General features: G+C 41.5%; 14 protein-coding genes, 1 pseudogene and 1 riboswitch. Of the genes and pseudogenes, 14 read left to right on the top strand and 1 reads right to left on the bottom strand.

Features of this window, described 5'->3' with window-relative positions; genetic code table 11:
- Positions 1–4: 4 nt before the first annotated feature.
- From C7E02_RS05580 to C7E02_RS05530, 12 genes and pseudogenes are all read left to right on the top strand, one after another.
- The gene (locus C7E02_RS05580) at positions 5–1,078 is read left to right on the top strand and encodes a DUF7601 domain-containing protein (protein WP_105309024.1); all 1,074 of its coding nucleotides are present in this window, start codon (positions 5–7) and stop codon (positions 1,076–1,078) included.
- Between the two features lie 2 nt (positions 1,079–1,080).
- Positions 1,081–1,881: a class B sortase gene (gene srtB, locus C7E02_RS05575; protein ID WP_005337221.1), complete on the top strand. Its 801-nt coding sequence runs from the start codon at positions 1,081–1,083 to the stop codon at positions 1,879–1,881.
- Positions 1,874–2,578, top strand: a complete 705-nt coding sequence (locus C7E02_RS05570) for a Spy0128 family protein (RefSeq protein WP_105309023.1) — start codon at positions 1,874–1,876, stop codon at positions 2,576–2,578. Before srtB ends, C7E02_RS05570 begins: the two co-directional genes overlap by 8 nt.
- A 213-nt stretch (positions 2,579–2,791) precedes the next feature.
- On the top strand, positions 2,792–4,885 hold the full coding sequence (locus tag C7E02_RS05565; protein WP_105309022.1) for a molybdopterin-containing oxidoreductase family protein: 2,094 nt from the start codon (positions 2,792–2,794) through the stop codon (positions 4,883–4,885).
- Between the two features lie 106 nt (positions 4,886–4,991).
- Positions 4,992–5,159: riboswitch (Lysine riboswitch) on the top strand.
- Positions 5,160–5,394: 235 nt separating this feature from the next.
- Positions 5,395–7,011, top strand: coding sequence for a Na+/H+ antiporter NhaC family protein (locus C7E02_RS05560; protein WP_029731599.1), 1,617 nt, complete (start codon positions 5,395–5,397; stop codon positions 7,009–7,011).
- Positions 7,012–7,249: 238 nt separating this feature from the next.
- Positions 7,250–10,171, top strand: coding sequence for an insulinase family protein (locus tag C7E02_RS05555; RefSeq protein WP_105309021.1), 2,922 nt, complete (start codon positions 7,250–7,252; stop codon positions 10,169–10,171).
- A 183-nt stretch (positions 10,172–10,354) separates the two neighbouring features.
- A pseudogene (locus C7E02_RS05550) lies at positions 10,355–10,744 on the top strand (IS607 family transposase); the annotation flags it as partial.
- Positions 10,692–11,855 carry an RNA-guided endonuclease InsQ/TnpB family protein gene (locus tag C7E02_RS05545; RefSeq protein ID WP_105309020.1) on the top strand — a complete coding sequence of 388 codons (1,164 nt, stop codon included), beginning with the start codon at positions 10,692–10,694 and terminating at the stop codon, positions 11,853–11,855. The pseudogene C7E02_RS05550 and the gene C7E02_RS05545, both read left to right, overlap by 53 nt.
- Before the next feature lie 175 nt (positions 11,856–12,030).
- A complete protein-coding gene (gene era, locus C7E02_RS05540) occupies positions 12,031–12,927 on the top strand; it encodes a GTPase Era (RefSeq protein WP_005337239.1) in 897 nt (298 codons plus the stop codon).
- Between the two features lie 76 nt (positions 12,928–13,003).
- On the top strand, positions 13,004–13,177 hold the full coding sequence (locus C7E02_RS19370; RefSeq protein ID WP_005337240.1) for a hypothetical protein: 174 nt from the start codon (positions 13,004–13,006) through the stop codon (positions 13,175–13,177).
- A complete protein-coding gene (gene recO, locus C7E02_RS05535; protein ID WP_005337241.1) occupies positions 13,119–13,859 on the top strand; it encodes a DNA repair protein RecO in 741 nt (246 codons plus the stop codon). The genes C7E02_RS19370 and recO overlap by 59 nt, the downstream gene beginning before the upstream one ends.
- 100 nt (positions 13,860–13,959) lie before the next feature.
- Entirely contained in the window at positions 13,960–15,360 is a 1,401-nt protein-coding gene (locus C7E02_RS05530; protein ID WP_005337253.1) for a glycine--tRNA ligase, read from the top strand.
- 51 nt (positions 15,361–15,411) lie between these two features.
- Here C7E02_RS05530 and sstT read toward each other — a convergent pair whose 3' ends face one another.
- The gene (gene sstT, locus C7E02_RS05525) at positions 15,412–16,617 is read right to left on the bottom strand and encodes a serine/threonine transporter SstT (RefSeq protein ID WP_029731597.1); all 1,206 of its coding nucleotides are present in this window, start codon (positions 16,615–16,617) and stop codon (positions 15,412–15,414) included.
- A gap of 158 nt (positions 16,618–16,775) precedes the next feature.
- Here sstT and C7E02_RS05520 point away from each other — a divergent pair, with 158 nt between their 5' ends.
- Together C7E02_RS05520 and ppdK are read left to right on the top strand one after the other, a co-directional pair.
- Positions 16,776–18,173, top strand: a complete 1,398-nt coding sequence (locus tag C7E02_RS05520; protein ID WP_029731596.1) for an aminopeptidase — start codon at positions 16,776–16,778, stop codon at positions 18,171–18,173.
- Positions 18,174–18,449: 276 nt separating this feature from the next.
- Complete coding sequence (gene ppdK, locus C7E02_RS05515) at positions 18,450–21,074, top strand: pyruvate, phosphate dikinase (RefSeq protein WP_105309019.1); 2,625 nt, start codon at positions 18,450–18,452, stop codon at positions 21,072–21,074.
- Positions 21,075–21,210: the final 136 nt, after the last annotated feature.

Raw genomic sequence — 21,210 nt, 5'->3', positions numbered from 1 at the left:
AGATATGAAAAAGTTTACTAAAAAACTGGTAGCATCTATGCTGTCCACAGCAATGCTTATGGGTATGTCATTAACTGCATTTGCAGCGAATTCGCAAACACAGGGAATTAGTGTTAATGGATATTCTGGCCCTGGAAAGCAGATTACCAAGACCTGGTCAGTTGCAGAAAATGGATTACTCAATGATTCAGAAACATTTGATTTTGCATTAGAGTACACAGGTTCTGATGCAATCGGAACCAATGCTTCGAGCACACCGACATTTAATGGAAGTGAAATGACACAGAATAATGCCACAAAGACGGCGCAGATTACATCAGCATGGAAGACAAAGGCAGCAGGCGGAGCAAGCTCCAGTGAAACATTGTCTTATGATGAGTTATTCGACGGAATTAGATTTACAGCTCCGGGGTTATATCACTTCATGTTAAGCGAGAATCCGGGACACAATCCCAATATTGCATATTCTGATCAGTCTTATTTGTTAAATGTTCAGGTTGTATGGGAGACAGAAGATAACGGATCCCAGACAGGAAATTTAAAGGTATCAGGCATTGCAACAACGAGTGTGGCAACCAATCAGAAAAGTGAAGGGGCAGGATTTGAAAATACAGAAGCGGATGCAGAATCTTTAAAAATAACAAAAACTGTTTCCGGAAGTGCTGCAAATAAAAATGATGAGTTCACTTTTACTGTTGTTGTGAATGGAATTGACGGAACTTATTCTACAAACAAAGCAGATGTTACCGTGACAAATGGAGAGGAAACTACATTTACACTGAAACACGGCGAGACATTTGAAATTAAAAATCTTCCGGCAGGGGCAGTCTATACTGTAAAGGAGACTGACTCAAAAGGGTATGATACAACAAATGTCAGCGTGAATGGTGGAAAAGCAGTTGAAAGTAAGAGTGCGAACGGAACAATTAATCTGGATGCAACAAACACAGTTGCTTACACCAATATTGACACAGTTACTCCACCGACAGGTGTGATCCTTCATTTTGCACCAGTCCTTCTTGCATTTGCAGCAGCGTTCGGTGGATGTCTCGTATTTTTCCGTCGTAAGAGAATCTAAGGATGGAACGAACGCCGGAGTATTATCTGACTAAAGGGCTTGATATGGTTGTAAATGGCGTGGCGGCAGTTATTTTTTTATGCTGCCTCGCCTATGCCGGTTATGCGCTGTGGGACAACTGGAGCATTTTAGATGGCTCGGAAAATGCACTGAAAACGATGGTGGAATATAAACCAGACGAGGAAGAAGGACTTTCTTATAATTTCAGTCAGCTTATGGCTATGAATCCGGATGTATGTGGATGGATTGTTATGGATCATACAGGAATCGACTATCCAATAGTTCAGGGAGAGGACAATTTTGAATATCTGGATAAGGATGCACTTGGAAATCCGGAGATATCCGGAAGTATCTTTTTGGACTGGCAGAATAATCGGAAGTTTACAGATCCATATATGGTACTTATGGGGCATCATATGCAGGCAGGAAAAATGTTCGGTGATCTGGATAAATATAGTGATGAAACATTTTTCCAGAAAAATACAACTGGGAAAATTTATCTGCCGGACCGGGTGCTATACCTGGAAACAGCTGCGTTTCTTACAGTAGATGCATATGACAAATATATTTATCGAACCCAGTGGGATAATGTATCGGAAAGGCAGGAGCTTTTGAAACGCATTTACGAACAGGCGCAGTATACAACAGGAGAAGAACTTACGACGGAAGATCAGATGGTAGCACTGTCGACCTGTTCTACAAGCGGAACAAATGCAAGACATGTTCTCATATGCAGGATTGTGCACAGCAGTGCTTCGGAGGAAGGAAGTGGAAAAGTATATGTGGAGATGGAAAATGAATGAGAAAATGCGGGGGATAAATATACAAGAGAAGGCAAGTATGTGTGGAAAATGTAAAATGTGGCTGGTAATGGTAGTTTTTGCACTGATATCTACAGCGATGTTATCTTCAGTGAAAATTCATGCGGCAAGTGCAGAAGAAAACCAAATGGCAGATATAGAAACAAATCATGTGACAACGGTAGAGAATACACAGGAGCAGATAACGGTCAATATTCCTGTGAAATTAAAAATTAATGGAAACTCGCAACAAAACGAAATATTTTCGTTTCTATTAAAACAAAATGATGAACAAAGTCCGATGCCGAAGATTTCAAAAGTTCAGATAACAGGAACAAAGAAAGATGCATTTCAAATTCAGTATGAAAATCCGGGGGTGTACAGATATACGATCAGTCAGGTGGCCGGTGATGGAAAAAATTGGACATATGACCAGTCCGAGTATTCTCTGGAAGTCTATATTATGAGAAATGAACGTACAGATACGCTACAGTCACTTATTGTCGCATACAATGCAAAAGGAGAGAAAGTTGAACCTGTGTTTGTGAACAGATATCGGGCACCGGAAGCCAAACAAAAAAGCATGACGGTCAAGACCGGGGACAGCGCAGATATAAAAACTCTGGCAGGTCTGATGTTAATCTGTGGAGGAATTATGATCGGGACTTACGAATATAAAAAGAAAATAGAAAAAAAGTAATTGTTCATTAGTTGTTATATGCAAAAAGAAAATAACAGACAGAAAGTTTCACAGGAAAGCAGAGCGCATCACCTTATTATACGATTGTACGGTGAGCGCTCTTTTAATCTATAACTGAAGTTTATATATAGAGATTAACAATTTGAGGACTATTGTAGGGGGTGTTAAACTATAAATAAAATAGTACGTATTTTACAGACGGGAGGAAGCGTTATGGTAAAAAAAGGAACCTGTGGTTTGTGTCAGGGTGGCTGTGCAGTTATTTATACCATTGAAGATGGAAAAATTGTGAAAGCAGAACCGGATAAAGAATCTCCGAAAGGAAGATTATGTCCAAGAGGAGCATTGGTACCAGATATTCTTTATGGGGAGGAGCGTATCAAACGTCCATTGATCAGAGTTGGCGAGCGTGGAGAAGGAAAATTCCGCGAGTGCAGTTGGGAAGAGGCTATCGATAAGGCTGCAGAATTACTAAAGAAAACCGCAGATACATATGGCGGCAGATCTCTGGCATCTTACTATGGACGAGGTATTTTAGGGCTTCCTGTAACAAGACTTTGTGGCAAAGGTGATGGAAGCGGCAAAGGCAAATTTCTTATAAATATGGGTTCTGTCAATGATATGAATTGTGCATCCATCTGTAATCTGGCATCCAGTACAGTGACGCCTGGAACACTTATGGGTCTGAATACGAGAATGATGGTGCAGGAGATTGAAGAAAGTGATTATATTATCTCATGGGGTAAAAACTCTGCCAGTGACGATGGTCCGCAGGTGATGTTGCATCGTATTAAGGAAGCTCAGAAGCGAGGAGCAAAATTGATCGTGATAGATCCAAGGCAGGAAGGACTTGGAAAAATTGCAGACTGGTGGATTTCGATTACGCCGGGTTCCGATGGAGCACTTGCCCTTGCAATGCTGAAACTGATTATAGACAGTGGACGTTATGACCATGAATTTATTGAGAAATATACAAGAGGATTTGAAGAGTTTAAAGCTTATCTGGATACACAGACAATGGAGCAGCTTTCAAAATGGTGTGGCATTTCCGTGACAGATATTGAAAAGCTGACAGATATTTTCTGCTCTACTGCAAAGATTCCGCTTGTTGCATATACGGGTCTGGAATATCAACTCAGTGCAATTCAAAATAACCGTGCAATCTTTGTATTGTGGGCAATTACCGGGAAGTTGGACGCGCCGGGTGCAATCTATCTGAATGCAAAAGGATTGGAGACTCCAAAGTTTTTTGAAATACCAGAAGATGACAAACCAATCGGAGTAGATGAATTTCCGTTATTTTATAAATTCAGTGGTCTGGGACAGTTTTCGCGTTTTCCGAAAGCAGTATTAGAAGACGAGCCATACCCGGTCCGTGGACTTATGATTTTAGGAGGATCGCCGGTATTGTCATTCCCGGACAGTAAAAGCTGGCGTGAAGCATATAAAAAATTAGATTGCCTGATCGTTCTGGATCGTTACTTTACAGAAGATGCCCGATATGCAGATGTAGTTTTTCCGGCCTGTTCGTTATTCGAAGTGCCAAAAGCTGTACCAGGACCAGAAGGACCACATATTGTGGAACCCCTGATTGAGCCAGTCGGAGAATCTAAAAACGATGTGTTAATTATGGGAGCAATTGCCAAAAAACTCGGATTTGGTGATAAACTTCCACAGACAGAAGAAGAACTTAGAAGCTGGCTTCTTAGTGGAACTGCGCCATATGCAGGAGATTTTGGGACAAGTGCAGACCAGAAAAAAGAAAAGCATTATAAGAAATATGAGACAGGTGAGTTAAGAGCAGATGGAAAACCGGGATTCCCGACACCGTCCGGAAAGCTGGAAATTTGTTCTACAATTCTGGAGGAAAATGGATTTGTCCCATATCCAGAGTATAAGGATATTCGTTCAATTCCGGAACTTGCTGGTAAAGAATATCCATTTACTATGACAAGTGGAGCAAGAAGCAATAACCGTATGGGTGTGTTTGGGGCAAATCTAGATAAAATTGCTGAGATTGAACCGTATCCGTTTGTAGATATCAATGCGGAAGATGCAAAAGAAATTGGTATCGAAGATGGCGACATGGTAAAAGTAATAACGCCATTCGCAGAAGGAACATTTAAAGCGAAAATCCGTGGCATTGCAAGACATGCAATACATATTCCACATGGAGGAGGAAGCGCCTATATGGCAGAACCTTGGAAAAATGGAAATGTCAATGATTTGTGTAGTCTGGACTATGCAGATCCGATGACAGGATTTGTACTTATTAAATCTGTACCATGCCGGGTAGAGAAAGTATAGTAAACAATAATAATAAAAATGACAATAAAATAACGATAAAAGTATAAGAAAAAGGATTGACTTTTTTTAACATAGGTGATAAAAAGATACTATGTGAATAAAGAATTTGCTTGATAGAGGTGCGGGATTCATCAGTAATGATCGGCGACAGCTTGGGAAGCTGCCGGACATGAAAGGGGAGACCGCCGAAGAAAATGTAACATCCCAAGTACATTTTCTGGGGCGTGGCAGAATATGCTGCGAACTGTCACATCGGTGGAGCGCTATCAGAGTATAATAAAGAATAGACCGTAAGGAGAAAGAACGGGATATTTGGACTGATGAATTATACCGTGAGTGCACGACGCAGATGCATTCACGGTTTTTCTATTTAGATCTATAGTTGACATGAAAATGGGAAAATGTTTCATGACAGGTATGAAAAACAGGTATAAGATCTGTGGTAGAAAAAATGTAACCAGGCAGAGCTTTATTCCGAAAATATTAAATTACATAAAGGAGTAGAGATTATGTTGAAAAAGAGAAAACTGGCAGCCTGGGGGGCTGTAGTTTGTCTTCTGATGCTGGCTATGAGTTCTGTCACAGTTTTTGCAGCAGAAGAGACAACAGAGTATGTGCCAAAGATGTATGCATCTTTTTGGGCGCTGGTGCCACCGGTTGTAGCGATCGTATTGGCGCTGATCACAAAAGAAGTTTACAGTTCTTTATTTGTAGGAATTGTGATCGGAGGACTTTTCTGGTCAGGATTTTCATTTGAGAATACAGTACTTCATGTATTTCAAGATGGTATTGTAGGGGTTCTGACAGACAGCTATAATATGGGAATTTTAGTATTCCTTGTGATTCTTGGAATTATGGTGTGCATGATGAATAAAGCAGGAGGTTCCGCTGCATTTGGCCGTTGGGCGAGCGTACACATTAAGACAAGAATCGGAGCCCAGCTTGCGACAATCGTGCTTGGAGTTTTGATTTTTATTGATGATTACTTTAACTGCCTGACCGTTGGAAGTGTTATGAGACCAGTCACAGATAAGCATCAGGTATCAAGAGCGAAGTTAGCTTACCTGATTGATGCTACGGCAGCCCCGGTATGTATCATTGCACCGATTTCCTCATGGGCGGCGGCAGTTACCGGATTCGTGGAGGGAGAGGACGGATTTTCCATTTTTCTCCGTGCCATTCCATTTAACTATTACGCACTTCTGACAATCCTGACCATGGTTCTTCTTGTTGTGTTAAAGGTTGACTATGGCTCAATGCGTGTCCATGAAGATAATGCATTAAGAGGAGATATCTATACTACACCGGACAGACCGTACGCAGATGCACAGGATGATGTAGTTGAAGAAAAAGGCGGTGTGATCGATCTTGTATTTCCAATTCTTGTACTGATTGGCTGCTGTATTATCGGAATGCTTTACAGTGGAGGATTTTTCAGTGGCGTTAGTTTTGTAGAAGCATTTTCAGCCAGTGATGCGTCAGTCGGACTGATGCTTGGAAGCTTCTTCGCATTTGTGATTACGGTTATTTTCTATGCACTTAGAAGAGTTCTGAAGTTTACAGATTCTATGGCATGTATTCCAGATGGATTCAAGGCTATGGTGCCGGCAATCCTGATTCTGACATTTGCATGGACACTGAAAGCTATGACAGACAGTCTTGGTGCAGCAGAGTATGTGGCAGGAGTTATGGAGACGGCTGCGACAGGACTTGTGAATTTCCTCCCGGCAATTATTTTCCTGGTGGGTTGTTTCCTTGCATTTGCGACCGGAACTTCCTGGGGAACATTCGGAATTTTGATTCCAATCGTAGTTGCTGTATTCCAGGGAACAAATGAAACGATGATGATCATCTCTATCTCAGCCTGCATGGCAGGTGCGGTATGCGGCGACCACTGTTCGCCAATTTCTGATACGACGATCATGGCGTCAGCCGGAGCGCAGTGTAATCATGTAAATCACGTATCGACACAGCTTCCATATGCTATGACTGTGGCAGCAGTATCATTTGTGACTTATATCATTGCAGGATTTGTACAGAACGCATGGATCTGTCTGCCAATCGGTATTGTGCTGATGACAGGAACACTTTTGGTGATCCGTGCAATTACAGGAAAAGAAGAATAAAAGAACGAAAAGAACATTTGCCTTAAGAAATGGATCCGGTTTTTAGGATATTTCTAAAGAGCAGATGTTCTTTTTTGTTTTCAGCTTTGAAAAATCTGATGATTTGCAGATACATTTTACAAGCGGTATTTATTGATGGATAAAAATACTCGTGTATTCCAAAGGGCTTACAGTTTATTTTGTAGAAAAATGTGATATAATAGCCTCAGTGTATGAGAAAGGAGACATCGGAAAGTTTATGAGTGTAAAAGACTTAACGACGTATGAAGTATTAAAAGACGAAGATTTAAAGGGTATTAAAGCGAAAGGAAAGCTTTTAAAGCATAAGAAAAGTGGCGCGAGAGTTCTGCTTGTTGAGAATGATGACAATAACAAAGTGTTCAGCATTGCATTTCGGACACCACCGTCAGACAGTACAGGAGTTCCGCATATTATGGAGCATTCCGTACTCTGCGGGTCAAAGAATTTCCCGGCAAAGGATCCATTTGTAGAGCTGGTGAAGGGATCTTTGAATACATTTTTAAATGCAATGACGTATCCGGATAAGACTGTTTATCCGGTGGCAAGCTGTAATGACAAGGATTTTCAGAATCTGATGCATGTATATATGGATGCGGTTTTGCATCCGAATATTTACAATCATGATAAGACATTCCGTCAGGAGGGCTGGAGCTACAAGCTGGATGAAAAAGATGGCGAGCTTTCCTACAATGGAGTTGTATACAATGAGATGAAGGGAGCATTTTCCTCACCGGAGGGAGTTCTGGATCGGGTTGTTCTGAATACCTTGTTCCCGGATAACTGCTATGCAAATGAGTCCGGTGGAGATCCGGAGGTGATTCCACAGCTTACTTACGAGCAGTTTCTTGATTTCCATAGAACATATTACCATCCGTCCAACAGTTATATTTATCTGTACGGAGATATGGATATGGAGGAAAAACTTCGCTGGCTTGACGAGGAATACCTGTGTCACTATGACAAAAAGGACGTAAACTCAGAAATTCATTTGCAGAAGCCATTTGATGAGGTACAGGAGAAGACTTTTGAATATTCTATAGCAAGCGATGAATCTACAGAAGAGAATACATTTCTTTCTTATAATAAGGTCATTGGAACAACATTGGACCGAGAACTCTATCAGGCATTTGAAATCCTGGATTACGCACTGTTATCTGCACCGGGAGCACCGCTTAAGAAGGCTCTTACCGATGCCGGAATCGGAAAAGACATTATGGGTTCTTATGACAACGGTGTGTATCAGCCTATTTTCTCTGTCGTTGCGAAAAATGCAGAGGAAAGTCAGAAAGATGAGTTTGTGAAGGTGATTGAAGACGTTCTTAGAGGCCAGGTGAAGAATGGCATCAACCAGAAAGCGCTGCTGGCAGGAATCAACTACAACGAATTCCGATACAGAGAAGCTGATTTTGGAAATTATCCAAAAGGACTTATGTATGGACTCCAAGTTATGGATAGCTGGCTTTATGATGAAAACCAGCCGTTTATCCATATTGAGGCGTTAGAGACATTTGCATTTTTAAAGAACAAAGTTGGAACCGGATATTATGAAGAACTGATCCAGAAGTATCTGCTTGACAATACACACGGAGCAATCGTAGTGGTCCGCCCGGAGCAGGGACGTACAGCACGTCTGGATGCACAGCTCCAGGACAAGCTTCAGAAATATAAAGAGTCATTGAGCAATGCAGAGGTCGAAAAACTGGTGGCAGACACGAAGGCGCTGGAAGAGTACCAGTCTGAACCGGAAGCGATAGAAAATCTGGAAAAAATCCCGGTACTGCGCAGAGAAGACATTTCCAGAGAGATAGCTCCATTCTTTAATGAAGAAATGAAGCTGGCAGATGTGCCGGTTGTTTATCATGAGATTGAGACAAATGGAATCGGATATGTGAACGTTATGTTCGATCTGTCCGGTGTCAGTGCAGAAGAACTGGCGGATGTTGGAATCCTGCAGTCAGTACTTGGAATTATTGATACAGAGAACTATGAATACAGTGAGTTATTCAATGAGATAAATGTAAATACCGGAGGAATCGGTACATCACTGGAGCTGTATAATAATGTGACACGTGTGAAAGAAAAAGAATTCAAAGCGACATTTGAGATCAAAGGAAAAGCATTATACTCACAACTTGAGAAAACATTTGCCATGATGGCAGAGATTCTTACGGCATCAAAACTGGATGATACGAAACGAATCCGGGAGATTCTTGCTATGCTGAAATCAAGGCTGATTATGAAGTTCCAGTCTTCTGGGCATACGACAGCAGCACTTCGTGCACTGTCTTATGCATCACCGTCTGCTAAATTCAAAGATATGACAAGCGGAATTGACTTCTACAAACGAGTTGCCTATATAGAGGAACATTTTGACGAGGAAAAAGAGGCGTTATCGCAGAGATTGTACGCACTGACAAAGAAAATCTTCCGTCCGGACAATATGATGATCAGCTATACAGCGGCAAGAGAAGGTCTTGAGGGCATGGAGCCGAGAATCGCAGAACTAGCCGGAAGGCTCAATCATGAGAACGTAATAGAGACACCGTGCATCATTCATTGCGAGAAAAAGAATGAAGGATTTAAGACTGCATCAAAAGTTCAGTATGTAGCACGCACTGGTAACTTCATAGATCGTGGCGTAGAATATACAGGAGCACTGCAGATTCTCAAAGTGATCTTAAGCTATGATTATCTGTGGCAGAATATCCGAGTCAAAGGCGGAGCTTATGGCTGCATGAGCAGTTTCAACCGCATCGGAGAAGGTTACTTTGTGTCTTACCGTGACCCGAATTTAAAACGTACCATTGATGTATATGAGGGTGTGGTAGATTACCTGGAGAACTTTACTGCCAGTGACCGTGATATGACAAAATACATCATTGGAACAATCAGTAACATGGATCAGCCAATGACACCGGCGACTAAGGGCGAACGTTCTATGAATCTCTACATGAACAAAGTAAGTGCCGAGATGATTAAGAAAGAACGCGCACAGATCCTGGATGCGGCACAGGAAGATATCCGGGCACTCGCCAAGGTGGCGAAAGCAGTACTGGCAGCAGACCAGTTGTGCGTCATTGGTGGAGAAGAGAAAATAGAAGAAGATAAAGAATTATTTGGCGATGTGACAAGTTTTTAATTAGGGACGTAGCATTTCATTAAAATACTACGCCCCATCAGTGATTAGGGGTGTCCCTAATTGAGAGGTTGTTAACAGTTAAATATAAATTATAAGAAAAAAGGACTTCAGGAATTGATTAGACGAATCTCTCAAAATCAAGTTGAAAAGGTTGTTGTTTTATATAAAGACAGGCTATTGCGATTTGGTTTTGAGTTGATAGAATATATCGCTTCNTCTGGGATAAATTATAAGAAAAAAGGACTTCAGGAATTGATTAGACGAATCTCTCAAAATCAAGTTGAAAAGGTTGTTGTTTTATATAAAGACAGGCTATTGCGATTTGGTTTTGAGTTGATAGAATATATCGCTTCACTTTATAATTGTGAGATTGAGATTATTGATAATACTGAAAAATCGGAACAGCAGGAACTTGTTGAAGATCTGGTTCAAATAATCACAGTATTCAGCTGCAAATTACAAGGAAAACGAGCGAACAAAGCTAAGAAACTTATCCGGGAATTGATACAGGAGGAAACAGATGGTAAAAGCCATAAAAGTAATGCTGATACCAAACAACGTACAGAAAACTAAGATGTTTCAGTACGCAGGTGCTTCAAGATTTGCTTATAACTGGGCTTTGGCCAGGGAAAAAGAAAATTATGAAAAAGGTGGCAAATTCATTTCAGATTCAGAACTCAGAAAAGAATTTACAAAGCTCAGACATTCTGAGGAATACGCATGGTTATTAAATATTTCAAATAATGTAACCAAACAGGCAATCAAAGATGCCTGTACTGCGTATAAGAACTTTTTCAAGGGCTTGCAAAAATTCCCAAGATTCAAGTCTAAAAAGAGATCAATGCCGAAGTTCTATCAGGACAACGTTAAGATACAATTCAGTAATACCCACGTTAAGCTTGAAGGCTTTTCTTCCAGCAGGAAAGCAAATAAGCAGAAAAAGAATTGGGTAAGACTTGCAGAACATGGACGTATTCCAACAGATGTTAAATATATGAATCCGAGAATATCCTTTGATGGATTGAACTGGTGGATCAGTGTATGTGTAGAATTTCCTGACTGCAAGGAAACACTTAATGATGATGGAGTTGGCATAGACTTAGGAATTAAAGACTTAGCTGTCTGCTCTGATGCCGTTAAGTATAAGAACATCAATAAGAGTCAGAAAGTAAAGAAACTAGAAAAACAGAAACGCAGATTACAGCGTAGTATCTCTCGTTCTTACGAGAAAAATAAGAAAGGGGAAAGTTACTGTAAAACAAATAATGTAATCAAAAAGGAAAAACTTTTATTAAAACGAAATTACAGATTAACAAACATCCGTAAAAACTATTTGAATCAGACCATATCTGAGATCGTAAATCGAAAGCCAAGATTTATCTGTATTGAAGATCTGAATGTCAGCGGAATGATGAAAAATAGACATTTATCCAAAGCAGTTCAGGAACAAGGATTTTTTTGGTTTAGAAAACAGCTTGAATACAAATGCAGTGATAAAGGGATCCAGCTTATTGTGGCTGATCGGTTTTATCCATCATCAAAGCTTTGCAGCTGTTGTGGAAATATCAAAAAAGATTTGAAATTATCTGACAGGGTTTATAGATGTGCGTGTGGGAATATAATTGACAGAGATTTCCAGGCATCTATAAATCTCAAGGCTTATGGAGAACGATTTGCAAGCTAACACTGAAACGTTAATGCAAATATGTACGGATACGTTAGTCCGGAATTTACGCCTATGGAGAGTACAAGAACTTGTGAGTAGATAGATATTTATATCATCAAAAGCATACTCGTTGAAGTGGGAATGAAACATGGGAGTTTATAAGTTTTTATAAGTTTTCAGTAACGGAGAATATATGAAGAATGATTTTAAGTCTGGTTTTGTGACATTGATTGGACGTCCGAATGTGGGAAAATCTACATTAATGAATTACCTGATCGGGCAGAAGATTGCCATTACATCTAACAAACCGCAGACAACACGTAACCGTATCCAGACGGTTCTGACAACGGATGAAGGTCAGATTGTATTTGTTGATACACCAGGAATCCACAAGGCGAAAAACAAGCTCGGCGAGTACATGGTAAATGTGGCTGAGAAGACATTGAATGAAGTGGATGTCGTGCTTTGGCTTGTGGAGCCAACTACATTTATCGGAGCGGGCGAACAGCATATTGCAAAGCATCTTCAGAGAGTCAAGACACCGGTCATTCTCGTCATCAATAAGGTGGATTCTGTGAAGAGAGAAGAGATTCTGCCGGCAATTGCTGCATACAAAGATATTTATGACTTTGCAGATATTGTTCCGGTATCTGCAAGAAGTGGTGACAATACGGATGAACTTCTACGCGTCATTATGAAATATCTTCCATATGGACCACAGTTTTATGATGAGGACACAGTGACGGATCAGCCGGAACGTCAGATTGTGGCAGAATTGATCCGTGAGAAAGCATTGCACAGTTTGCAAGATGAAATTCCGCATGGAATCGCGGTTGCGATTGACCGTATGAAAATGCAGAACAAAGTTATGCATATTGATGCAACGATCATCTGTGAGCGTGATTCACACAAGGGAATCATCATCGGAAAACAGGGGAGTATGCTGAAAAAAATTGGAAGTACTGCCCGTTATGAGATTGAGAGAATGTTGGATTGTAAGGTCAATCTGAAGCTTTGGGTGAAGGTAAAGAAGGACTGGAGAGACAGCGAATTTCTGATGAAAAATTTTGGATATCGGGAAGAAGAATAAAATGAGTGGTATTTGGGGGAATCTAATCATAAGGAAAAACATTTACATGAAAACAAGCTTATGATGAGGTGACCTTATGGAAGAAAAGTACTGGAAGCAATTTATGAAGACAGGAAGGATTGTGGACTATCTCTATTACCGTGGCATGAAGATCTGCTACAGAGTCATGGAGCGTTCACAGAAGAAGACCTATGAATCAGATTACCGTGACGGGCATGGTGCTTTCGGCAAATCCGGTGGGCGATTATGACAGACGTGTTGTACTGCTTACAAAAGAACGTGGGAAAATTGCAGCATTTGCAAGAGGAGCCAGAAGAACCAATAGTTCCCTCCTTGGGGTGACAAGCCCATTTTCATTTGGAGAATTTGTAGTCTATGAGGGGCGGACATCATATACATTGATGTCGGCCTCTATTTCCAATTATTTTTCTGAACTTCGGACAGACGTGGAAGGTGCTTACTATGGTTTTTATTTTCTGGATTTTGCAGGGTACTATGCAAGGGAAGCCAACGATGAGACAGAACTCTTAAAACTTTTGTATCAGACATTGCGCGCCCTTACAAATGTACATATACCAAATCGGCTGATTCGGTGCATTTATGAGTTAAAGGCGGTTTGTATCAATGGAGAAGGCCCACAGGTGTTTGAATGTGTCAGTTGTGGAAGCTGGGAAGAAAATATGAAGTTCAGCGTCAGAAAAGGCGGTCTGGTCTGTAGAAAATGTGAGATTCATGCGCCGGACGCGGTGATGGTAGGGACATCTACTTTATATACGCTTCAGTATATTATCAGCTCAAAAGTAGAGAAGTTATATACATTCGCAGTAAAAGAAGAAGTGCTTTTGGAACTGGAGAATCTGATCCGCAATTACCTGAATGTATACGTGGGAAGAAACTTTAAATCACTGGAAATATTAGAGACAATAGTTTGATTTATAGAAATACAAAGTAAATATATGGGAAATAGACTTGAAAATAGATAGTATTAACTGTATAATTATTAACAATATCAGAGGAGAAGGAGAAGGGAATATGGTAGAAAAAACAATGGACAAAATTGTAGCTTTAGCAAAATCCAGAGGATTCGTGTATCCGGGGTCTGAGATTTACGGAGGACTTGCAAATACATGGGATTATGGAAATCTCGGAGTTGAGCTTAAGAATAATGTTAAAAAAGCATGGTGGCAGAAGTTCATTCAGGAATCACCATATAATGTCGGCGTAGATTGTGCGATCCTTATGAATCCACAAACATGGATTGCAAGTGGTCATCTTGGCGGATTCAGCGACCCTCTTATGGATTGTAAAGAATGCCATGAGCGTTTCAGAGCTGATAAACTTATTGAAGATTACGCTCACGAGCATGGTATTGAGATTGGAGACAGCATCGACGGCTGGAGCCATGAGCAGATGGAGAATTTTATTAAAGAGAATAATGTTCCATGTCCGACTTGCGGTAAACATGATTTCACAGAGATCCGTGAGTTCAATCTAATGTTCAAGACATTCCAGGGAGTTACAGAAGATGCAAAGAATACAGTATATTTAAGACCAGAGACAGCACAGGGAATCTTTGTAAACTTTAAGAACGTACAGCGTACATCAAGAAAGAAGATTCCATTTGGAATCGGACAGATTGGTAAATCATTCAGAAATGAGATTACACCAGGTAACTTTACATTCCGTACAAGAGAGTTCGAACAGATGGAGTTAGAGTTCTTCTGTGAGCCTGATACAGATCTTGAGTGGTTCGCTTACTGGAAGAAGTTCTGTCTTGACTGGTTACACACACTGGGACTGAAAGACGAAGAAGTACGTTATCGTGACCATGATAAAGAGGAGCTTTCATTCTACAGTAAAGCAACTACGGATATCGAGTTCCTGTTCCCATTTGGCTGGGGAGAACTGTGGGGAATCGCAGATCGTACAGATTATGATCTGACACAGCATATGAATGTGTCAAAACAGGATCTTACTTATTTTGATGACGAGAAGAAAGAAAAATATACACCATATGTTATTGAGCCGTCACTTGGAGCAGACCGTGTAGTTCTTGCATTCCTGTGTGCAGCTTATGATGAAGAGAATATTGGAACAGAAGATAAGCCGGATACAAGAACTGTTCTTCACTTCCATCCGGCACTTGCACCAGTGAAGATTGGTATACTTCCACTTTCCAAGAAGCTCAACGAAGGAGCAGAGAAAGTATATGCACAGCTTGCTAAGAAATACAACTGCGAGTTCGATGACCGTGGAAATATCGGAAAACGTTATCGTCGTCAGGACGAGATCGGAACACCATTCTGTGTAACATACGACTTCGATTCCGAAGAAGACGGAGCAGTTACAGTACGTGACCGTGACACAATGGAGCAGGAGAGAATCAAAATAGAAGATCTTGACGCTTACTTTGAAAAGAAATTTACATGGTAAAATAATAATTAGGGACGTAGTATTTTAAAGTTTTACTACGTCCCTAATTCATTATTTTCGTGTACGCATCTCTCCGATTGCCGTAAAGAGGACATCGGTAGATGAGTTCAGTGCGGTTTCGCAGGAATCCTGGATAACTCCAACGATGAATCCGACACCAACGACTTGCATAGCGACATCGTTCGGAATACCGAAGAGGCTGCAGGCAAGTGGAATCAGAAGGAGTGATCCGCCGGCTACACCGGAAGCTCCGGCAGCGCTGGCTGCAGAGAGGACGCACAGAATCAGTGCAGTCGGGAAGTCTACGTGGATATTCAGTGTATGTGCTGCGGCAAGTGCCATAGTGGAGATTGTAATAGCAGCTCCTGCCATATTGATAGTTGCGCCAAGTGGAATGGAGATGGAGTAAGTATCCTCGTCCAAACCAAGATCCTGGCAGAGTTTCATGTTGACCGGAATGTTGGCAGCAGAGCTTCGGGTGAAGAATGCTGTCAGTCCGCTGTCTTTCAGGCAGCGAAGCACAAGTGGGTATGGGTTCTTACGAAGGCAGATAAATGTAATCAGTGGATTCATAATAAGTGCCACGAAGAGCATGGTTCCGACCAGTACGCAGATCAGACGTCCGTATCCGAGAAGAACGTCGAGTCCCTGCTCGGAGATTGTAGTGAAGATCAGTCCCATGATACCAAATGGTGCACAGTTAATGATCCATTTTACTGCAGTCGCGATAGCATCTGAAATATTCTCCAAAGCATTCTTTGTGCCATCACTTGCGCTCTTAAGAGCAATGCCAAGTATGATGGCCCATGCAAGGATTCCGATATAATTGGCGTTTACCAGTGAGTCGACTGGATTCGCAACGACATTCATCAGCAGATTTTTCAGCACTTCTGTGACACCGGTCGGTGGTGTGATATCCTGAGTATTCGTGCTCTGTGAAAATGTCAGAGTTACCGGGAACAAGTAGCTGGCAATAACTGCTGATAATGCAGAGAACAGATTGCCGAGCAGGTACAGTATCACGATAAAAGACATGTTCGTTTTCTGGCCTTTTGCCATGCGGCAAAGGGAACTCATAATCAGGAAGAATACAAGAAGCGGTGCGATTCCGCGAAGTGCTCCGACGAACAGATCTCCGAGAATGGAGATTGCGGTCGCCTGTGGGAAAATAAGTCCCAAAGCAATTCCGATGATCAGACCGCAGATAATGCGTTTGATCAGACTGATGTTGTTCCATTTTTGAATCAAAATTTTCATGTTCATTTCCCCTTTTGATAGTATAACAATTAAAATGCAATTAAAATTATAATGAACTTTAGGAAAAATGTAAATAATGTATTTATAATATGATATACTTATTATCAAATTGTGGCAGAAATTTAGCTGCGAAATATAAGAAAAAAGGAGTCTTGAGCATGGAACGTAGAAATGCATGGAAAGTATATGACCAGACAGAACTGGAAAAATTAGACAAGATCAATGAGACATATAAGAATTGTCTGGACGATGGAAAGACAGAACGTGAGTGTATTACACTTGCGGTGAAAAAGGCAGAAGCTGCCGGATATAAGAATTTAAAAGAGCTTCAGAAGGAACATGTAAAATTAAAAGCCGGGGATAAAGTGTATGCAGTGTGCATGGATAAGAGTATTGTCCTGTTCATCATCGGTCAGGAGCCGTTGGAAAATGGAATGAATATCTTAGGTGCACACATTGACTCTCCGCGTATTGATGTGAAGCAGAACCCTTTATATGAAAATGAAGAGCTGGCTTATCTGGATACTCATTATTATGGAGGAATCAAGAAATATCAATGGGTAACACTTCCGCTTGCTGTTCACGGTGTGATCGCAAAAAAAGACGGAACAATTGTTCCAGTCAGCATTGGAGATGAGGAGGAAGATCCGGTATTTGTGATTACAGATCTTCTTGTACATCTTGCATCAAAGCAGCTTGAGAAAAAGGGAAGTGTAGTCGTAGAAGGCGAGAAGCTGGATCTTTTAATTGGAAGCCGGCCGCTTGAGCAGGATCCTTCTCTTGATCAGGAAGAAAAAGAAGCAGTTAAGGCAAATGTGATGGAACTTCTGAAGAAATATTATGATATGGAGGAAGAAGATTTCCTCTCTGCAGAACTTGAGATTGTTCCGGCAGGAAAAGCAAGAGACTGTGGTCTTGACAGAAGCATGGTGCTGGCATACGGTCAGGATGACCGTGTTTGTGCATTTACATCTTTATTTGCAATTCTGGATACGCCTCAGGTCACACGTACCGGATGCTGCATCCTTGTAGATAAGGAAGAGATCGGAAGCGTAGGAGCAACCGGTATGCATTCCAGATTCTTTGAAAATGTAGTGGCTGAACTGGTTGCTATGACTGACGGGGAGTCCGAGCTGCAAGTCAGAAGAGCTTTGCAGAATTCCAGAATGTTATCTTCCGATGTAAGTGCAGCATATGATCCGATGTACGCAGATGTGTTCGAAAAGAGAAGTTCTGCATTTTTCGGGAAAGGACTTGTATTTAATAAATTCACCGGGAGCCGTGGTAAGAGTGGTTCTAATGATGCCAATGCAGAGTACCTTGCAAAGATTCGTGGTGTCATGGATGATGCAGATGTATCTTATCAGTTCGCCGAACTTGGAAAAGTTGACGCAGGCGGTGGTGGAACAATTGCTTACATCATGGCAAATTACGGCATGGAAGTCATAGACAGCGGTGTGGCAGTGTTATCCATGCATGCACCTTGGGAAGTGACAAGCAAAGCCGATGTATACGAGGCATATAAAGGCTATGTTGCATTTTTGAAAAATATGTAGTATTTACGTGTATACGTTGCACGACGCGCATTTCTCAGTAAAGATGCCAAGAACATTTTTAAGGAACGAAATATGTCGAAAAGCATGCGAATTATTGTAGAGCAGAGGGAGAATAATCCCTCTGTTTTATTGACAAAAATATAACAAAGTGCTATAATATAGTTGCAGCTTACAAAAAATATAATGTTGGGGTTTTGCCTCATGACCATTTTCTACAAAAACAATGGTGTTTTTGGCTTTGACCCTTAACATGAAATGTATTAGGAGGTCATAGCTATGGCGAAATGGGTTTATATGTTTACAGAAGGTAACGCTACCATGAGAAATCTCCTTGGTGGCAAAGGCGCAAATCTTGCGGAGATGACGAATTTGGAACTGCCGGTACCACAAGGCTTTACCGTGACAACGGAAGCCTGCACACAGTACTATGAAGATGGCAGACAGATCAATGACGAGATTATGAAACAGATTCTTGAAGCCATTGATCAGATGGAAGTTATCACAGGCAAGAAATTTGGTGATAAGACAAATCCGCTGCTCGTTTCTGTTCGTTCTGGAGCACGAGCATCGATGCCAGGTATGATGGACACAATCCTGAATCTCGGACTCAATGAAGAAGTTGTCGAGACTTTGGCTTGTGCGTCCGGTAATCCACGCTGGGCATGGGACTGCTATCGCAGATTCATTCAGATGTTTTCCGATGTAGTTATGGAAGTAGGTAAGAAATATTTTGAAGAACTGATTGATCAGATGAAGGCAAAACGTGGTGTGAAGCTTGATGTAGAGCTTACCGCGGATGATCTGAAAGAACTGGCAGGGCAGTTTAAGGCTGAATACAAAGAGAAGATTGGTTCTGATTTCCCATCTGATCCGAAGGAACAGTTAATGGAAGCAGTAAAAGCTGTATTCCGTTCATGGGACAACCCAAGAGCTAACGTATATCGTCGTGACAATGATATTCCATATTCATGGGGAACAGCTGTTAACGTACAGATGATGGCATTTGGTAACATGGGAGATGACTGTGGTACAGGTGTTGCGTTTACTCGTGACCCAGCTACAGGAGAGAACGGTCTGTTCGGAGAATTCCTTACAAATGCACAGGGAGAAGACGTAGTTGCCGGCGTTCGTACACCAATGCACATTTCAGAAATGGAAGAGAAATTCCCAGAAGCATTCGTACAGTTCAAACAGGTTTGTGAAACTCTTGAAAAACACTATAGAGATATGCAGGACATGGAGTTTACTGTAGAGCATGGTAAACTGTACATGTTACAGACACGTAATGGTAAGAGAACAGCAAAAGCTGCTCTGAAGATCGCTTGCGATCTTGTTGATGAAGGAATGAGAACAGAGGAAGAGGCTGTTGCAATGATCGACCCTCGTAACCTTGACTCTCTGCTTCACCCACAGTTCGATGCTGCAGCACTGAAAGCTGCTACACCACTTGCTAAAGCACTTGGAGCATCTCCAGGAGCTGCTTGCGGTAAGATCGTATTCACAGCTGATGACGCTGTTGAATGGGCTGCAAGAGGAGAAAAAGTTGTTCTTGTACGTCTTGAGACATCACCGGAAGATATCACAGGTATGAAGTCTGCACAGGGTATCCTGACAGTTCGTGGTGGTATGACATCTCACGCAGCCGTAGTTGCTCGTGGTATGGGTACATGCTGTGTATCTGGTTGCGGTGACATCGCAATGGACGAAGCTAATAAGAAATTTACACTTGCCGGAAAAGAATATCATGAAGGAGACTGCATCTCACTTGATGGTTCTACAGGTAATATCTATGATGGTATCATCCCGACAGTTGATGCAACAATCGCTGGTGAATTCGGAAGAATTATGGGATGGGCTGACAAATACAGAACTATGAAAGTTCGTACAAATGCTGATACACCAACTGACGCTGTTAAAGCTCGTGAGCTCGGTGCAGAAGGTATCGGACTTTGCCGTACAGAGCATATGTTCTTCGAAGGAAACAGAATTGATGCATTCCGTGAAATGATCTGCTCTGAGACAGAAGAAGAAAGAGAAGCAGCACTTGCTAAGATCCTTCCGGAACAGCAGGGAGACTTCGAAAAACTGTATGAAGCACTGGAAGGTAACCCGGTTACAATCCGTTTCCTTGATCCACCGCTTCATGAGTTCGTTCCTACAGAAGAGGAAGACATTAAGAAACTTGCTGACGCTCAGGGTAAAACTGTTGAGCAGATCAAGACAATCATCGACAGCCTTCATGAGTTCAATCCAATGATGGGACACCGTGGATGCCGTCTTGCAGTAACATATCCAGAGATTGCTAAGATGCAGACAAGCGCTGTTATCCGTGCAGCAATCAATGTAAAGAAAGCTCACCCAGACTGGAACGTAAAACCAGAAATCATGATCCCACTTGTTGGAGACATCAAAGAGCTTAAATATGTTAAGAAATTTGTAGTAGAGACAGCAGACGCTGAGATCGCAGCAGCAGGCAGCGACCTTGAGTACGAAGTTGGAACAATGATCGAGATTCCAAGAGCAGCTCTTACTGCTGATCAGATCGCTTCAGAAGCTGACTTCTTCTGCTTCGGTACAAACGACTTAACACAGATGACATACGGATTCTCTCGTGACGATGCTGGTAAGTTCTTAGAAGCTTACTATGATGCTAAGATCTTCGAGAACGATCCATTTGCTAAGCTTGACCAGACAGGTGTTGGTAAATTAATGGAAATGGCTATCGAATTAGGTAAGCCGGTTAACCCAAGCCTTCACGTTGGTATCTGTGGAGAGCACGGTGGAGATCCATCTTCAGTTGAATTCTGCAACAAGATCGGCCTTGACTATGTATCTTGCTCACCATTCCGTGTACCAATCGCTCGCCTCGCAGCAGCACAGGCAGCAATTAACCAGAAATAGTACACTGTAGGTGACTAACATAGAACGTTAATTAGCTTATATAGAAAACCCCTTACATCAATTATGGTGTGAGGGGTTTTTTACGTGAAAAATGTACAAAAGTTCTTGGGTGTGGTAGTATGATGATAAAGATAAA

This window comes from Dorea sp. Marseille-P4042 (genome assembly GCF_900290215.1).
Taxonomy (GTDB): Bacteria; Bacillota; Clostridia; order Lachnospirales; family Lachnospiraceae; genus Dorea; species Dorea formicigenerans.
Note: the sequence above shows the minus strand (reverse complement) of the source record. Positions and strands in the feature narration are given on the sequence as shown.

What these genes read in the sequence shown, in the direction of transcription:
- C7E02_RS05580 (WP_105309024.1), top strand. Translation starts at nt 5, where the DNA reads ATGAAAAAGTTTACTAAAAAACTGGTAGCATCTATGCTGTCCACAGCA.
- C7E02_RS05570 (WP_105309023.1), top strand. Translation starts at nt 1,874, where the DNA reads ATGAATGAGAAAATGCGGGGGATAAATATACAAGAGAAGGCAAGTATG.
- srtB (WP_005337221.1), top strand. Translation starts at nt 1,081, where the DNA reads ATGGAACGAACGCCGGAGTATTATCTGACTAAAGGGCTTGATATGGTT.
- C7E02_RS05545 (WP_105309020.1), top strand. Translation starts at nt 10,692, where the DNA reads ATGGTAAAAGCCATAAAAGTAATGCTGATACCAAACAACGTACAGAAA.
- C7E02_RS05560 (WP_029731599.1), top strand. Translation starts at nt 5,395, where the DNA reads ATGTTGAAAAAGAGAAAACTGGCAGCCTGGGGGGCTGTAGTTTGTCTT.
- ppdK (WP_105309019.1), top strand. Translation starts at nt 18,450, where the DNA reads ATGGCGAAATGGGTTTATATGTTTACAGAAGGTAACGCTACCATGAGA.
- C7E02_RS05565 (WP_105309022.1), top strand. Translation starts at nt 2,792, where the DNA reads ATGGTAAAAAAAGGAACCTGTGGTTTGTGTCAGGGTGGCTGTGCAGTT.
- C7E02_RS05530 (WP_005337253.1), top strand. Translation starts at nt 13,960, where the DNA reads ATGGTAGAAAAAACAATGGACAAAATTGTAGCTTTAGCAAAATCCAGA.
- C7E02_RS19370 (WP_005337240.1), top strand. Translation starts at nt 13,004, where the DNA reads ATGGAAGAAAAGTACTGGAAGCAATTTATGAAGACAGGAAGGATTGTG.
- sstT (WP_029731597.1), bottom strand. Translation starts at nt 16,617, where the DNA reads ATGAAAATTTTGATTCAAAAATGGAACAACATCAGTCTGATCAAACGC.
- era (WP_005337239.1), top strand. Translation starts at nt 12,031, where the DNA reads ATGAAGAATGATTTTAAGTCTGGTTTTGTGACATTGATTGGACGTCCG.
- C7E02_RS05520 (WP_029731596.1), top strand. Translation starts at nt 16,776, where the DNA reads ATGGAACGTAGAAATGCATGGAAAGTATATGACCAGACAGAACTGGAA.
- C7E02_RS05555 (WP_105309021.1), top strand. Translation starts at nt 7,250, where the DNA reads ATGAGTGTAAAAGACTTAACGACGTATGAAGTATTAAAAGACGAAGAT.
- recO (WP_005337241.1), top strand. Translation starts at nt 13,119, where the DNA reads ATGAATCAGATTACCGTGACGGGCATGGTGCTTTCGGCAAATCCGGTG.